The sequence below is a fragment of the Aureimonas altamirensis genome, assembly GCF_001463885.1.
GTDB lineage: Bacteria > Pseudomonadota > Alphaproteobacteria > Rhizobiales > Rhizobiaceae > Aureimonas > Aureimonas altamirensis.
Window position 1 is genome coordinate 1 of the sequence record NZ_BBWQ01000023.1, and the last position, 16,240, is coordinate 16,240.

Annotated in this window: 13 protein-coding genes; 10 read left to right on the forward strand and 3 right to left on the reverse strand. The window is 65.2% G+C overall.

Annotation, left to right across the window (positions count from 1 at the left end):
* Positions 1–553: NAD(P)/FAD-dependent oxidoreductase (locus AUL31_RS17550; RefSeq protein WP_156417299.1), on the reverse strand; the 553-nt coding region annotated here is incomplete at its 3' end.
* 217 nt (positions 554–770) lie between these two features.
* Between AUL31_RS17550 and AUL31_RS17555 the strand changes: the two genes are divergently transcribed.
* The 3 genes from AUL31_RS17555 (at position 771) to AUL31_RS17565 (ending at position 5,062) form a co-directional block, all read left to right on the forward strand.
* Positions 771–1,658 (forward strand): hypothetical protein, encoded by an 888-nt coding sequence (locus tag AUL31_RS17555; RefSeq protein ID WP_060609548.1) that lies wholly within the window; start codon positions 771–773, stop codon positions 1,656–1,658.
* A gap of 93 nt (positions 1,659–1,751) precedes the next feature.
* Complete coding sequence (gene aspT, locus AUL31_RS17560) at positions 1,752–3,437, forward strand: aspartate-alanine antiporter (RefSeq protein ID WP_082647005.1); 1,686 nt, start codon at positions 1,752–1,754, stop codon at positions 3,435–3,437.
* A 17-nt stretch (positions 3,438–3,454) separates the two neighbouring features.
* Positions 3,455–5,062 carry a bifunctional aspartate transaminase/aspartate 4-decarboxylase gene (locus AUL31_RS17565; protein ID WP_060609556.1) on the forward strand — a complete coding sequence of 536 codons (1,608 nt, stop codon included), beginning with the start codon at positions 3,455–3,457 and terminating at the stop codon, positions 5,060–5,062.
* A 24-nt stretch (positions 5,063–5,086) separates the two neighbouring features.
* Here AUL31_RS17565 and AUL31_RS17570 read toward each other — a convergent pair whose 3' ends face one another.
* Positions 5,087–6,421 carry a dicarboxylate/amino acid:cation symporter gene (locus AUL31_RS17570; RefSeq protein WP_192842535.1) on the reverse strand — a complete coding sequence of 445 codons (1,335 nt, stop codon included), beginning with the start codon at positions 6,419–6,421 and terminating at the stop codon, positions 5,087–5,089.
* 244 nt (positions 6,422–6,665) lie between these two features.
* Between AUL31_RS17570 and AUL31_RS17575 the strand changes: the two genes are divergently transcribed.
* The 7 genes from AUL31_RS17575 to yjfF all read left to right on the forward strand — a co-directional run bounded on the left by AUL31_RS17575 (position 6,666) and on the right by yjfF (position 14,856).
* Positions 6,666–8,480, forward strand: coding sequence for a sensor histidine kinase (locus AUL31_RS17575; protein WP_073469410.1), 1,815 nt, complete (start codon positions 6,666–6,668; stop codon positions 8,478–8,480).
* Positions 8,477–9,847, forward strand: coding sequence for a sigma-54-dependent transcriptional regulator (locus tag AUL31_RS17580; RefSeq protein ID WP_060609562.1), 1,371 nt, complete (start codon positions 8,477–8,479; stop codon positions 9,845–9,847). Before AUL31_RS17575 ends, AUL31_RS17580 begins: the two co-directional genes overlap by 4 nt.
* A gap of 268 nt (positions 9,848–10,115) precedes the next feature.
* A complete protein-coding gene (locus tag AUL31_RS17585; protein WP_060609566.1) occupies positions 10,116–10,313 on the forward strand; it encodes a hypothetical protein in 198 nt (65 codons plus the stop codon).
* Between the two features lie 88 nt (positions 10,314–10,401).
* Positions 10,402–11,364: a galactofuranose ABC transporter, galactofuranose-binding protein YtfQ gene (gene ytfQ, locus AUL31_RS17590; protein ID WP_060609569.1), complete on the forward strand. Its 963-nt coding sequence runs from the start codon at positions 10,402–10,404 to the stop codon at positions 11,362–11,364.
* Positions 11,364–12,881 (forward strand): sugar ABC transporter ATP-binding protein, encoded by a 1,518-nt coding sequence (locus AUL31_RS17595; RefSeq protein ID WP_060609573.1) that lies wholly within the window; start codon positions 11,364–11,366, stop codon positions 12,879–12,881. Before ytfQ ends, AUL31_RS17595 begins: the two co-directional genes overlap by 1 nt.
* Positions 12,878–13,888: an ABC transporter permease gene (locus AUL31_RS17600; protein ID WP_060609575.1), complete on the forward strand. Its 1,011-nt coding sequence runs from the start codon at positions 12,878–12,880 to the stop codon at positions 13,886–13,888. Before AUL31_RS17595 ends, AUL31_RS17600 begins: the two co-directional genes overlap by 4 nt.
* Complete coding sequence (yjfF, locus tag AUL31_RS17605) at positions 13,888–14,856, forward strand: galactofuranose ABC transporter, permease protein YjfF (RefSeq protein WP_060609694.1); 969 nt, start codon at positions 13,888–13,890, stop codon at positions 14,854–14,856. Before AUL31_RS17600 ends, yjfF begins: the two co-directional genes overlap by 1 nt.
* Here yjfF and AUL31_RS17610 read toward each other — a convergent pair.
* Positions 14,813–16,096, reverse strand: coding sequence for a multidrug effflux MFS transporter (locus AUL31_RS17610; RefSeq protein WP_200801693.1), 1,284 nt, complete (start codon positions 16,094–16,096; stop codon positions 14,813–14,815). The genes yjfF and AUL31_RS17610 overlap by 44 nt on opposite strands.
* Positions 16,097–16,240: the final 144 nt, after the last annotated feature.

Below are 16,240 nucleotides of genomic sequence, written 5' to 3' on the forward strand. Positions count from 1 at the left end.
GCTGTATGGTACCGGCCCGCCGATCCAGCAACGCGGAGCTGTAGACCCTGCTGCCGATCGCCTCGGCCGCCGCGTCGGCGTCCAGATAGTCCACCGGTGCGCCCAGCGCCTGCCACTCGGCTGCCCGGCCGGCCAGCTCTTCGGCCCCTGCCGCGCCGACGCCGCAGTGCAACGTGCCGGCGCGGGTGGCCTCGCAGGCGATGCCGTGCCGCTCGATCAGTTCGAAGACGGCGGCCGGCCCGCCGCCCAGAAGATCGAGCAGCCGTTTGCCGTGCACCGGGCCGAGGACGTTGGGCAATTCGCGCGGGCGGACCCACATGCCGGCATTGACCAGGCCGACATTGCGCCCCGACCCGCCGAACCCGGCCTCCTCCGCCTCCAGAACGATGACATCGACGCCCTGCCCGGCAAGATGCAGGGCTGCAGACAGCCCTGTATATCCAGCCCCGACGATGGCCACGTCGGCGGTCTTCTCACCATCCAGGGCCGGCGCAGCGGGCGCCGGCGGCGCAGTCCGCTCCCAAAGCCCGTGCGTCCTGTCGTCCTGTTGCATCTAGGGAAACCCGCGCATGAATCGGCGGCATCTTAAGACGACGGATGGGAAAGATGCCAAGCGAAGATTGGTCCGGCCGACAGTCCCGTACGGAATGTCGGTGCATACTGCCTCTAAGCCGGATTGCGGACGCCGACCGCCGATGGGGTGAATTGCGCTACGCCCGTGCCGGCCTGTCTACTGACGCGAAGGCGAAACGGCAGGAGACTACGAGCGCATGACGGCAGGATCGATCTTTCGGGTGGGCGGCTGCGTGCTGGCGCTTGCGATGGCGATGACGTTCCCGGCGCTACGCGCCGAAGCCACGGAACGCGCCTTCTCGACACGCGTGGTCGAATCCGGCCACAGCCTGACCGACCCGATTCCGCCCATGCTGTCGCGCATGGTCGTTGCCGCCGGCGGCAAGCCCAGCATTGCCCGCTCGACCATTCCCGGCAGCCCCATGGATTGGCGGCGCAACAACCCGACCGACCCCTTGCCCAACGCCTGGACCGACATTCAGGACTACGAATTGCTGGTGCTGACGGAGCGGGTCTCGCTGTCCACCACCGTCCAGTGGCACGACTCGGAGAACGAGGCGCTGCGCTGGGTCGAAAACGCGTGGGAAAAGGGCGATGGCGGCAAGGGCGCGCAGACGATGCTGTACGCAAGCTGGATCCACATAACCAGCGGACCGAACTTCGACAATTTCAACAAGGATCCGGAAGGCCATGTGCCCTTCCGCCTGCGCCTGCCGATGGAGTGGCAGCGTTGGGAGAAGATCGCCTCGCATGTGAACGCGAACCGGCCGGAGGGCTCGCCCCCGGTGCGGATGATACCGGGGCCGCTGCTGTTCGCCGCTCTCTACGATGCGGTCGAGGCCAAGCAGGCGCCCGACCTGGAAAAGATGGAGATGCTGTTCACCGACGCCATCCACATCAACGATATCGGCGCCTATTTCATCAGCCTGGCGCACTACGCGATGATCTACGGCCGCGACCCGCGCGGACTGCCGGCCGATGTCGGGCAGGACCAGCCCCCCACCCCGGCCCTGGCAGCTTTCATGCAGGAACTCGTCTGGAAGGTGCTGAACGATTACGAGGGCTCGGGGCTCGCCCCGGCCTGAACCTTCCGGCTGACATTCAGCCGCGACTGGGTTTTCTTTGCCGGGCACGGCCCTAGCTGATTGTCGCACGATCGCTTTATGGAAGGGCGTGCGATGGAATGGGTTCACTCGATCCTCATCCGGTCTCCGGAGATCGCCCTGTTCCTGTCGCTTGCAGGCGGATACGCGCTCGGCAAGGTACAGTTCGGCAAATTCCAGCTCGGCGGGGTCGCGGGCTCCCTTCTTGTCGCGGTGGTCATCAGCCAGTTCGGCGTCACCATCGACAATGGCGTCAAGACGCTCCTGTTCGCGCTTTTCATCTATGCGGTCGGCTTCGAAAGCGGACCCGGCTTCTTCCGGTCCCTTGGCCGGCAGTCGATCCGCGAGATCGTTCTGGCCGCCGTGCTGGCCGTCACCGGGCTTGCTACCGTTATCGTCTTCGCGCGGCTTTTCGGCCTCGACAAGGGGCTGGCGGCCGGCGTGGCCGCCGGCGCCCTGACGCAATCGGCCATCATCGGCACGGCCAGCTCCGCCCTTGCGCAACTGGATCTAGCGGCCGAGGAAATCCAGCGCCTTCAGGGCAATGTGGCGGTGGGCTACGCCGTCACGTACATCTTCGGCTCGTTCGGGGCCATCATCGTCTGCGTCAACATCCTGCCCTGGCTGATGGGCCGATCCATCCGCGATGACGCCATGAAGGCCGAGGCAGCCCTTCTGGCCGGTGCGCAGCAGTATGGCGCGGGCGAATCTCCCGCCGTGCCGGACCTCGTCGGACGCCTGTTCCGTATCGACGGGGCAAGCGGCCGCAGCATCGCGGAGATCGAGGCTGCGGCGTCGTCTCCGGTCAGCGTCGAGCGGGTCAAGCGCAACGGCTCCATCATCGGCGTCGAGCCCGATCTCCAGCTCCAGAAGGACGATATCGTGCTTCTGGTGGGGCGGCGCGGGGGCGTTCTCGAAGGGTCCACCAGCCTTGGGCCCGAAGTTCCCGCATCCGAGGGCATGGACGTGGTGATGGTCAGCCGCGATATCTCGCTGACCTCGCGCGATTTCGTCGGCCGCACGGTCGGCGACATCATGACGAAGACCGCGTCCGCGTTGAAGCACGGCATCTACGTCACCGCCATCAAGCGCGGCGGCACGCCGGTGGCGATCGTGCCGGATGCGCGCGTCGAGGCAGGCGATGTCGTGACCGTCTATGGCAGCGCCTCCGACGTCGCCCGCGTGGCGAAGGCGGCCGGCACACCCATCCTGCCCAGCGACAAGACCGATTTCGTCTATCATGGCCTCGGCATCGTCGCGGGCCTTCTGGTCGGTCTTCTGGTGCTGCGCGTCGGCGATGTGCCGCTGACGCTCGGCGCCGGCGGCGGCGCACTGCTTTCGGGTCTGGTCTTCGGCTGGTATCGCGGCCGCAACATGGCTATCGGCAACCTGCCGCTGCCCGCTTCGACCCTGCTGCGCGACCTTGGTCTGGCCGGGTTCGTCGCCGCCGTCGGGCTGCAATCCGGCCTGCAGGCCGTCAGTACCGTGCGCGAAAACGGCATATCGTTGTTCCTGATCGGCGTCGTGGTGACGCTGCTGCCGATGCTGATCACCATGCTGGTCGGGCGATATGTCCTGAAATACGACAACACCGCCATCTTCGCCGGCGCCCTGTCGGGCTCGCGCAGCGCCAACCCGGCCTTCGGTGAAATTCTCGACAAGGCCGGAAACTCCATTCCGACCGCTTCCTTCGCCATCACCTACGCGCTGGCCAACGTCTTCCTGACCCTTCTCGGGCCCTTGGTCGTCGCCTTCGCCTGAACAGGGAGTTGCATTCAATGACGACAGACTACTCGCAATACGCCAAGCTCAGTCCGTTCGAATTGAAGGACGAACTGATCAAGCTGGCCTCCGGCAAGGCCAACCGGATGATGCTGAATGCCGGCCGCGGCAACCCGAACTTCCTGGCAACCCTGCCGCGCCGGGCCTTTTTCCAGCTTGGCCTGTTCGCCGCTGCAGAGTCGGAGCTGTCGTTTTCCTACCTGCCCAACGGGGTTGGCGGGCTCCCGAAGATCGAGGGTATCGAGGGTCGCTTCGAACGCTTCTGTGCCGACAATCGGGGCAGTGACGGCGTTCTGTTCCTGGCGCGCGCAATGAGCTACGTGCGCGACCAGATCGGCCTTTCGGCATCGGACTTCCTGCACGAGATGATCGAGGGCATCCTCGGCTGCAACTACCCCGTGCCGCCCCGGATGCTGCGGCTCAGCGAAAAGATCGTCCGCGAATATATCGTCAAGGAGATGATCGGCGGCAACGTGCCGACCCGCAGCATCGACCTGTTCGCGGTCGAGGGAGGAACGGCCGCAATGGCCTACATCTTCCACACGCTGCAGCAGAACGGCCTGATCCGGCGCGGTGACAAGGTGGCCATCGGCAAGCCGGTCTTCACGCCCTATATCGAGATCCCCGAACTCGAGGAATACGGCCTCGAGCAGGTATCGCTGGATGCCGACCCGAACATGCATTGGCAGTATCCGGATGCGGAGCTGGACAAGCTGAAAGACCCGGCGGTCAAGATGTTCTTCCTCGTCAATCCGAGCAACCCGCCCTCGGTGAAGATGGACGAGCGCAGCCTGCGCCGCATCGCCGATATCGTCGCCAATGAGCGCCCCGACCTGATGATCCTGACGGACGACGTCTACGGCACCTTCGCCGACGACTTCCAGTCGCTCTTCGCGATCTGTCCCGCAAACACGATCCTGGTCTATTCCTTCTCCAAATATTTCGGCGCAACCGGCTGGCGCCTGGGCGTCGTCGCCACCGCCAAGGACAATGTGATGGATGGCGCGCTGGCGGGCCTGCCCGATGCGGAGAGACAGTCGCTCGACCGGCGCTACCAGTCCATCGTGCCCGATGTCTCGGCACTGTCCTTCATCGACCGGCTGGTTGCCGACAGCCGCGCCGTGGCCCTGAACCACACGGCCGGCCTCTCGACACCGCAGCAGGTGCAGATGGTGCTGTTTTCTCTTTTCGCGCTGATGGACGAGGCGGACGGCTACAAGGCGGAACTGAAGAAGCTGATCCGCCGGCGCGAGCGCGCCCTCTACCGCGAGCTCGGCATGCCGCCGCAATCCGATCCGAACGAGGTGGATTACTATACGCTGCTCGACCTCGAGCCCATCGCACGCCATCTGCATGGCGACGCCTTTGCCGCCTATGTGGTGGAAAAGGCCACCGCCGGCGACATGCTGTTCCGCATCGCCGACGAAACCGGCATCGTGCTGCTGCCCGGCAAGGGGTTCGGCACGCACGAGCCCGCCGGCCGCGTTTCCCTCGCCAATCTCAACGAGTACGAGTACGCCGAGATCGGGCGTTCGCTGCGCCGGATGGCCGACGAGTTTTACGAGGCCTTCCTGCAGGAAAAAGGCGGCACGCCGGCCGCCTGATTCCACGTTTTCTCCGGGGGGCGCCTACTCGGCCGGTACGGCGATCGCCTCCGGCTGGGGTTTCGCCTCGCCGCGCTCGTGGCCGCCCAGCACCGCATGCAGGCGGTCGGTGTCCAGTTCGCCCTCCCAGCGCGCCACCACGAGGGTCGCGACGGCGTTGCCGACAAGGTTTGTCAGGGCCCGGCATTCCGACATGAAGCGGTCGATGCCGAGAATGAGCGCCATGCCGGCAACCGGCACGGACGGCACCACCGACAGCGTTGCGGCCAGAGTGATGAAGCCGGCGCCGGTGATGCCCGCCGCGCCCTTGGAGGACAGCATGGCCACCAGCAGCAACAGGATCTGGTCGGTCAACGACAGCTCGATATTGGTGGCCTGCGCAATGAACAGCGCCGCCAGCGTCATGTAGATGTTGGTTCCGTCAAGGTTGAAGGAATAACCGGTCGGAACCACGAGCCCGACGACGCTGCGCTTGGCCCCGGCCCGCTCCATCTTGTCCATCAGCGTCGGCAGTGCGGCTTCGGACGACGAGGTGCCGAGCACCAGCAGCAGCTCTTCCTTGATGTAGCGGATGAGCGCGAAGATGGAGAAGCCGTTGTAGCGGCATACGGCGCCGAGGATGATGACGACGAAGAGGATCGAGGTGAGGTAGAAGGTGCCCACCAGCATGGCCAGGTTGGCGACCGAGCTGATCCCGTATTTGCCGATGGTGAAGGCCATGGCGCCGAAGGCGCCGATGGGAGCGGCCTTCATCAAGATGCCGACCAGCTTGAACATGGGCACGGATACGGCCTGGAAGAAATCCAGCACCGGCTTGCCCTTTTCGCCGACCATGCCCAGCGCGATGCCGAACAGAACCGAGAAGAACAGCACCTGCAGGATGTCGCCTTCCGCGAAGGCCGACACGATGGTGGTGGGGATGACGTTGGACAGGAAGCCGACCAGGCTCTGCTCGTGTGCCTTGGTGGCGTAGTTGGCCACGGCGCTCGGGTCCAGCGAGGCCGGGTCGATGTTCAGCCCGGCGCCGGGCTTGACCACATTGGCCACGATGAGGCCGACGATGAGTGCCAGCGTCGAGAAGGTGAGGAAGTAGGCCATGGCCTTGCCGGCAACCCGCCCGACCTTCTTCAGGTCGCTCATGCCGGCGATGCCGGTGACGATGGTCAGGAAGATCACCGGCGCGATGATCATCTTGACGAGCTTGATGAAGGCATCGCCCAGCGGCTTCAGGCTTTCGCCGAGCTGCGGGTAGAAATGCCCGAGCGCGATGCCGAGCGCGATCGCGACAAGCACCTGGACATAGAGTTGCGCATAGATCGGCTTGCGCTTCTGGGGGCCTGCGTCGGTTTCGACAGCCATGGGTACGGCCATGATATTCCCTCCCGTAACGGTGGACAGGGTGCCGGGGCACCCCATGTTCTCCCGGTCCGGGGCGATGCGCACGGACCTCAAGCCACCCTTTCGCAAGCGGCGTGCCATTCGCTTTGCGCAGGCCTCCCATGCCGGATTTGCAGGGGTGGCGGCCGCCTGAGTGCTGGATCGGGCGCAGGATTGTGCGATATTTCGCTCGCCTGTTGCAGCCAATGTGCGGTAAACCGCACAGATGAGAGGAATAGCGAAACCGGGAGCGATCTGGCTGGCTGTGGCGTGCCTGGTGGCGCTTGCCTGCATCGGTGCGGCCGGCCCCCTGGCGCGCCAGCACCGCCTGTCGGAGCTTTCGGAAGAAGCCGCGCGTGCCGCCCCGCTGGCGCGTGCCGTGCTGGCCAGCGAGATCGGCAAGCAGCGCAGCGTGCCCCTGATCCTGTCGCAGGACACCGATATTGCCGGAGTGCTGGCCGCGCCCGATGCCGACGCGCTCCGGCGGACCGACGAGCGCCTGGCGCAACTGGCCGGCCAGACGGGCGCGAGCGTCATCTATTTGATCGATGCTGCCGGGGACACGGTCGCCGCCAGCAATCATGCACAGGCCGACAGCTTCGTCGGCAACAATTATGCCTTCCGCGACTACTTCCAGCGCGCTCTGCGCGAGGGCGCAGGTGAACAATATGGCCTCGGCACCGTCAGCCGCCGGCCGGGCCTCTATCTGTCGCGGCGCGTGGATGGCGCGGATGGAGGCGCCTTGGGCGTCGTCGTGGTCAAGGTCGAGCTGGACAGCGTCGAGCAGGCCTGGGCCGCCAGTGGCCGGCCCACTTTCGTCGATGACGGGCGGGGCGTCGTACTGGCGACCAGCGTTCCGGACTGGCGGTTCCGGGCGCTTCGACCGCTGACAGCGGCAGAGGCCGAGGCCATCCGATACAGCATCCAGTTTGCCGATGCGGGGCTGCAGCCCCTCGACATGACCGGCATGGCCGGAACGGCGGTTGACGGCATCGTCACCGTCGATGCCGGCGGCGGCATGCAAGCCCATGTGGAGGCGACCCTGCCCCTGCAGGACAACCCGGCCGAGTGGCGCATCCACGTGCTGGTTCCGGCAGCAGCGGCCCTTGCGCAGGCGCAGCTTTACTGGCGCGGCATCACCGCGCTTGCGCTGGCCCTGGCATTCGGAACGCTGTTCTTCCTGCACCGCAGGCGCCGCTGGGCCGCCGAACGGCGCGCCGACATGGTCCGCACTGCCGCCGTGCTGGAGCAGCGCGTGAACGAGCGCACCTCTGAACTGTCCGCAGCCAATCTCCGGCTGGAAGCGGAAATTACCGAGCGCGAAAGCGTGGAGGCGCGCGTCCTGCGCCTGCGCGACGACCTTGCACAGGCCAACCGCCTGGCCTCGCTGGGGCAGATCACCGCCGGCGTGGCACACGAGATCAACCAGCCGCTTGCCGCGATCCGCACCTTTGCCGAAAACGCCGGAACGTTCCTCGACAGGGGCGATACCCCGCGCACCCGCGCGAACCTCGATACGATTGCCGGCCTTGCCGACCGGATCGGCGAGATCACCGGAACGTTGCGCAACTTCGCCCGGCGGCAGACGGGCGTGCGCCAGGTGATGGATATCGCCGAACCGGTCGACGGCGCGGTCATGATGCTCCGTAGCCGGATGAAGCAGCAGAATGTCCGGCTGGAACGGCAGGCACCCTCCGCACCGGCGCTGGTGGATGGCAACAAGACCCGTCTGGAGCAGGTTTTCGTCAACCTCCTGCGCAACGCATTGGACGCGATGGAGGGCGAGGGCGCGATCCTGATCCGGACGAGCGTCAGCGGCGACAGCGTCCACGTCGCGATCGAGGATACGGGCCCCGGCCTGTCGCAGGAAATGCTGGATCGCCTGTTCACGCCCTTTTCCACCACGCGGCAGAACGGTCTTGGCCTTGGCCTCGTAATCACCGCCGATATCCTGCGCGATCTGGGCGGCGGCATCGCCGCCGGCAAAGCCCCGTCTGGCGGTGCCTGCATGACGATCACGCTTCCGAGGGCAGCGGAATGAACCCATCCATCAACCGTGTCCTGTTCGTGGACGATGACGCTGCCATGCGCTCCGCCAATGCCCAGACGCTGGAGCTGGCGGGCTTCGAGCCCGTTCTTGCGGCATCCGCGATGGAGGCGATGACAGAGCTGGAAAGCGGTTTCGACGGCGTCGTCGTTTCCGATATCCGCATGCCGGGCATGGACGGGCTGCAACTCTTCGAGGCGATCCGCGCCATCGATCCGGACCTGCCCGTCATCCTGATAACCGGTCACGGCGATGTGGACATGGCCGTGTCGGCGCTCAAGCGCGGCGTCTACGACTTCATCCCGAAGCCCTTTCCCCGCGACCGGCTCCTTGCCAGCATCGCGCGGGCGGTGGAAAAGCGCAGCCTCGTGATGGAAAACCGGCGCCTGCGCGCAATGGCCGCCGAAGTGGACGAAGACCTGCCCCTGATCGGTCAGACGCCGCAGATGCGCAGCCTGCGCCGCACCCTGCGCCAGATCGCGGAAACCGAGGTCGACGTTCTGATCGAGGGGGAAACCGGCTCCGGCAAGGACGTGGTCGCCAATCTCATCCATCGGTGGAGCGCCCGCGCTCCCAAGCCCTTCGTGGCACTGAACTGCGGTGCCCTGCCGGAGACGGTGATCGAAAGCGAGTTGTTCGGCCATGAGGCCGGCGCCTTCACCGGCGCGCAGAAACGGCGCGTCGGCCGGATCGAGCATTCGGCGGGGGGCACCCTCTTTCTCGACGAGATCGAGTCCATGCCGCCATCCCTGCAGGTCAAGCTGCTGCGGGTCCTGGAAACACGCCGGATCGACCCTCTCGGCACGAATGAGAGCCGGCCCGTGAACATAAGGGTCGTCGCGGCCTCCAAGGTCGATCTTGGCAACCCCACTGAACGTCGGGATTTCCGGGAGGACCTGTACTATCGGTTGAATGTCGTGACCTTGCGCATCCCACCGCTGCGTGAGCGCATGGACGACGTGCCGCTCTTGTTCGCGCATTTCCTGCAATCCGCCGCCCGTCGCTTCGGCCGCCAAACCCCTGCCCTGACGAAGGCCGTCCACGATCGGCTGCGCGCCCATCGCTGGCCGGGTAATGTCCGAGAGCTTGCGCACTTCGCCGAACGCACGGTGCTTGGCCTCAGCGATTTGGAATCCATTCCCACCGGTGCCGGCGCGCCTGCAATCGACAGCGCTGCGCCTCTTCCGGATCGGGTCGCCGCATTCGAGGCCGAGGCGATCCGTCAGGCGTTGCGGGAACATGACGGAGACGCGCGCGCGACCATCGAGGCGCTCGGCATCCCGCGCAAGACGTTTTACGACAAGCTGCAGCGTCACGGGATCGCTCGCCGGGACTTCGGCTCAACGCCGGATGCAGATTGATTGCCCGATCAACAAATTATTTGACGAGGCGATGCACTCCTTTTGATGTACAATATGCATGTTCACACGAGTTCGTGATCGCACACACTTATCCATTAAAATCATATAGTTACGCTAAAATCATATAAATGATTTTACATTTTACAACCTTAGGTTGATATTTTTTGGTCGTTAAATTGATAAATGATATGCAACTCTTATGGCCCCTGGGTGTTGTGTTGGGCGATGGCGGATGCTGACCGCCGAACCATGAAAGGAAATTTGTCACATGACCGAACTTCTCGATGCCAATATCGACCTGCTGACCGAAATGCTTCTTCGATCACGAGAGATCGCCGTGGACGAGAACCTCGATCAGCTCTTGCCGGCGCTGGACGCTGCCATCTTCATCACGGGCCGCGCCATCGCGGATCGGATGGACGATAGCGCATGGGCATATCTGGAGTCCGGCGCCACCTTGAACTGACGCTTACGACCCGCTTGCCATTAGTCATACTTTATGTACTCTTGATTATCAGGGCCCCGTCAAGCGGGCCATAATCGGGAGGAATCACATGCAAGGTAAAACCCTCGCAGCCGGAGCCGCGTTGATCGCCGCCCTTCTGGCCGGGACCGTTTCCGCATCGGCGCTGACGGTCGGCTTTTCGCAGATCGGGTCGGAGTCCGGGTGGCGCGCGGCGGAGACGACGGTTACCCGCCAGGAAGCCGAAAAGCGCGGCATTGACCTGAAATTCGCGGACGCGCAGCAGAAGCAGGAAAACCAGATCAAGGCGGTGCGCGGCTTCATCGCACAGGGCGTCGACGCCATCCTGATCGCGCCCGTCGTTGCGACCGGGTGGGATCAGGTTCTGGAAGAAGCCAAGGAAGCCGAAATTCCGGTCGTGCTGCTGGATCGCCAGATCGATGCGCCGGACGACCTCTATCTCACGGCCGTCACGTCCGACCAGGTCTTCGAGGGCAAGGTTGCCGGCGAATGGCTGGTGAAGGATGTGGGCGATACCGAATGCAAGGTCGTCGAACTGCAGGGCACGACCGGCTCCTCGCCCGCCATCAACCGCAAGAAGGGCTTCGAGGAAGCAATCGCCGGACACGACAACATCCAGATCGTCCGCAGCCAGACCGGCGACTTCACCCGGGCCAAGGGCAAGGAAGTGATGGAAAGCTTCATCAAGGCCGAAGGCGGCGGCAAGGATATCTGCGCGGTCTACGCCCATAATGACGACATGGTCGTCGGCGCCATCCAGGCCATCAAGGAAGCAGGTCTGAAGCCCGGAACCGACATCAAGGTCGTGTCGATCGACGCGGTGCCGGACATCTTCCGCGCCATGGCCGATGGCGAGGCGAACGCGACCGTGGAGCTGACGCCCAATATGGCCGGACCGGCCTTCGAGGCCATCTCGGCCTATCTGGACAATGGCACGGCCCCGCCGAAGTGGATCCAGACGGAGTCCAAGCTCTATACCGCACAGGACGACCCGATGGCGGTCTATGAGGCCAAGAAGAACCTCGGCTACTGATGGAAGCGCCCGTTCTCGAGGCGCGCGGCATCGAAAAATCCTTTTTCGGTGTCCGCGCCCTCGACCACGTCGACTTTACGCTGGCGCGCGGTGAGGTGCATGCCCTGCTGGGTGAAAACGGCGCCGGCAAGTCCACCCTCATCAAGATCCTCACCGGCGCCTACCGGCGCGACGGCGGCACGATCCGGGTGGACGGCGTCGAGGCGGACCCGCGCAATGTCGGCGAGGCGCAGGCGCTTGGCATCGGCACCGTGTACCAGGAGGTCAACCTTCTGCCCAACCTGACGGTGGCCGAGAACCTGTATCTCGGGCGCCAGCCGCGCCGCTTCGGCCTGGTCGACTATCGGCGTATGAATGCCGATGCGCGCGGCCTGATGAAGCGGTACGGCCTTTCCATCGACGTGAAGCAGACACTGGACAGCTTCTCGGTGGCCATCCGCCAGATCGTCGCCATCGCCCGGGCCGTCGATCTTTCGGGCAAGGTGCTGGTGCTGGACGAGCCAACCGCCAGCCTCGACCCCGGCGAGGTTGAGCTGGTGTTCGGCGTCATCCGCACCCTGCGGGACCAGGGGCTTGGGATCGTCATCATTACCCATTTTCTCGACCAGGTCTTCGCCATCGCCGACCGGATCACGGTGCTGCGCAACGGCAAGCTGGCGGGCAGCCGGCCGGTCCACGGGCTGCAGCGCATGGAGCTGATCGCCCTGATGCTGGGTCGCGAGCTGGAAGGCGAGACGCTGGGCCGCGCCGCCCCGCGCGCCGCCGCTGCCGGAGATCCGGCGTTCCGCTTCGAGGCTTACGGACGCAAAGGCGGCGTTGCACCATTCGACCTTGCCATCGGCGCCGGGGAAGTGGTGGGCGTTGCTGGCCTGCTCGGGTCGGGCCGCACCGAGACGGCGCGGCTTCTGTTCGGCGCCGACCGCCACGACAGCGGAACCGCCTTCGTCGACGGGCATGAGATTTCCATCGGATCGCCCGAGCGGGCCGTCGCCGCCGGATTCGGCTTCTGCCCGGAAGAGCGCAAGACCGAGGGCATCGTCGCCGATCTTTCGGTACGGGAAAATATCGTTCTTGCCCTGCAGGCCCGGCGCGGCTGGGCACGGCCCCTGCGCCGCAGCGAGCAGGCCGCCCTTGCGGACCGTTTCATCGAGGTGCTCGATATCCGCCCGGCCGATCCGGAGATGCCCATCAAGTTCCTGTCGGGCGGCAACCAGCAGAAGGCGCTCTTGGCGCGCTGGCTGGCGACCGAACCGCGCCTCCTGATCCTGGACGAACCGACGCGCGGCATCGATGTGGGCGCCCATGCGGAAATCATCCGCCTCATCGATACGCTGCGCAACGACGGCATGGCGCTGGTGGTCATCTCGTCGGAGCTGGAAGAGCTCGTGGCCTATGCCTCGCGCGTGGTGGTGCTGGCCGACCGCCGCCACGTTGCGGAGTTGGCCGGCGACGAGATTTCGCCGGCATCGATCATGGCGTCCATCGCAGCGCATGGGCATGACGGAGGCACGGCATGACCCGCCTGAAGCGGCTTCTGCCGCAGCTTGTCGCGCTGGCGATCATCCTTGCAGCCAACAGCCTTCTGTCGCCGGGCTTCCTGGACGTCAGCTTCCAGAATGGACGCTTCTACGGCAGCCTCGTGGATATCCTGGTCCGCGGCGCGCCCGTCGGCCTGCTCGCCGTCGGCATGACTCTCGTTATCGCCAGCAAAGGCATCGACCTTTCGGTTGGCGCGGTGATGGCCATCAGCGGCGCAACCGCAGTGTCCCTGACGCTGTCAGGCACGCCGCTGCCCGCTACGCTTGCGGCCACGCTGGCGGTTGGGCTCGTGTGCGGCATCTGGAACGGGCTGCTGGTCGCGGTCCTGAAGATTCAGCCCATCGTGGCAACGCTGATCCTGATGGTCGCGGGGCGCGGCATCGCCCAGCTCATCACCGAGGGAGCCATCCTGACCTTCAACGATCCCGGCCTCGCCTATCTGGGCTCCGGCGCCCTGTTCGGCATTCCGGTTCCCATCCTGGCGCTCGTGCTCGTGGCGCTCGCCGTCGGTCTGACGGTCCGGCGCACGGCGCTTGGCCTGCTGCTGGAATCGGTCGGCATCAACCGCACGGCCAGCACGCTGGCGGGCGTCCGCACGCGGTTCCTGCTGATCGCCGTATACGCCCTGTCCGGGCTGACCGCGGCCATCGCCGGCATCATCGTGGCGGCCGACATCCGCGGGGCCGATGCCAACAATGCCGGTCTCTGGCTGGAGCTGGATGCCATCCTGGCGGTGGTGATCGGCGGTAATTCGCTTCTGGGCGGCCGCTTCTCCATTGTCGCCTCGCTGATCGGCGCGCTTATCATCCAGTCCATCAACACCGGCATCCTGATGGCGGGCTATCCCCCCGAATTCAATCTCATCATCAAGGCCGGCATCATCGTCGTCATCCTTGCGGTGCAGTCTCCGGCGCTGGCGGTGGCCGGGTCATTCCTGCGTCCGCGACGTCGCGATGCCCGGCAGGAGAAGGCCGCCACACGATGATTCCCACGCGCATCCTGCCGTTTCTGGCCACCCTTGCCGTCTTCTTTGCGGCCTATGCGCTGTGTGTCACCCAGTACCCGAACATGCTGTCCAGCCGCGTCATCGCCAATCTCCTGACCGACAATGCCTTTCTCGGCATCGCGGCCGTCGGCATGACCTTCGTCATCCTGTCGGGCGGCATAGATCTGTCGATCGGCTCGGTCATCGCCTTCACCAGCGTCTTCCTGGCCGTCACCATATCGGCGGGGCTGAGCCCGTTCGTGGCGCTTCCGCTGCTGCTCGTCGTCACGGCGGCCTTCGGCGCGGTGATGGGGGCGGCCATCCACTACCTTACCATGCCGCCCTTCGTCGTCACGCTGGCGGGCATGTTCCTGGCACGCGGAGCCGCCTTCCTGATCTCGACGGATTCGGTTCCCCTGTCGGATCCGGTCCTGTCGGCCATCTCCAGCTTCTACATCCGGCTGCCCGGCGGCGGCCGGCTGACCGCCATCGCCATGGCGATGCTTGTCGTGTTCGTGGTGGGCGGCATCCTGGCGCAGCGCACCCGCTTCGGCGCCAATGTCTATGCGCTGGGCGGCAATGCCCAGTCGGCGGAACTGATGGGCGTGCCCGTCGCCCGCACGACCATCCTGATCTATGCGCTATCCGGCTTCCTGGCCGGCCTGTCAGGCATCGTCTACACGCTGTATACGTCGGCCGGCTATTCGCTGGCCACGGTCGGCGTGGAGCTGGATGCCATCGCCGCCGTGGTGATCGGCGGCACGCTCCTCACCGGGGGCACCGGCCTGGTGGCCGGCACCTTTGTCGGGCTGCTGATCCAGGGTCTCATCCAGACATACATCGTCTTCGACGGAACCCTGTCCTCGTGGTGGACGAAGATCGCGATCGGCTTCCTGCTCTTCGCCTTCATCGTCCTGCAGCGCGTCATCCTCTGGCGGAGCGAGGCGCGGACGGCTGCGGCGGGTTAACCGCCTTGAACAGGCGCCCGCGTTCGGTTGCCAGCACGATCAGGATGGCGACGAAGCCGAGGACGGCATAGCCGACAACCACCGGCGTAGCCGTGCCATCGTAATGCTGCCCGATATAGAAACCCAGAAGCGCGCCGCCGACCGTGGTGACGAAGCCCTGGAAAGATGCCGCCGTACCGGCCACCGAGCCCACCGGGTCCATCGCCATGGCGCTGAAATTCGGCATGACGAGGCCGAAGCAGAACATCATCAGCGATTGCAGCAGCAGGAAGGAAACGAGCGACTCGTGGCCTGAAAGGGCGATGGCCGCATGCAGGCACGCGATGGCGGTAAAGGCGACGATGGCCGTATGCGACACCATGCGCATGCCGAGCCGCTCGACGATCCGCGAATTGGTGAAGGACGACGCCGCCATGAACAGGGCGATCCCGGCAAAGAACAGCGGGAAGGAAGACCCCGTGTCGAACACCTCGACAAAGATCTGCTGCGCCGAATTGATGAAGCCGAACAGGCAGCCGAGCACCGCCGCCGCCGCAAGCGTATAGCCAAGGCAGGCGCGGTTGGTGGCGGCGATGCGGAATGCGCCGACGACCGACGAAAAGACGATCGGCGAACGGTTCTGAGCCGGCAGCGTTTCGGGCAGGCGCAGCCAGACCCAGCCCGCCAGCAGGAAACCGAACAGCCCGAGCGCCAGGAATATCCATTCCCAGGGTGCAAAGACGACGATGGCCTGCCCGAAGCTGGGCGCGATGACCGGCACGGCGATGAACATGATGAAGGCGATGGACATGACCCGTGCCATGTGCCGGCCCGAATAGCAGTCGCGCACGATGGAGACGGCCAGCACCCGCGTCGCGGCCGAGCCGATGCCCTGCACGATCCGCGCCGCCATCATCTGGTCGAGCGAGGTCGCCATCGCGGCGGCGCATCCGCCGATCGTGTAGACCGCAAGGCCGAACAGCAGCACGCCGCGCCGGCCGAACCGGTCCGACAGCGGACCGTAGAACAATTGCGCCACGCCGAAACCGAGAAGGTAGGCGGTGATGATAAGCTGCCGCTGATTGTCGTCGGTGATGGACAGCGCATCGCCGATCTGCGGCAGCGCGGGCAGCATGGCGTCGATGGCAAGCGCATTGACCGCCATAAGCGAGGCGACGATGGCGACGAACTCGCGAAATCCCATGCCGGCATGCGGCGACGCAGGGGGCAGCCTGTCGGCTGTTTCCTGTGAACTTGTCATGAGGTTCGATTACCTTTTGCGGCCGGCGCGGAATGGCGCGGACCTGCGCCCTTTTAATCGTAAGTCAGGCATAAGGCCAGCCCGCACGAATTCGTCCACGCGCGCGTATCCTCTTTTCAGCGGTAGCGCCCCGGTATATGTGCA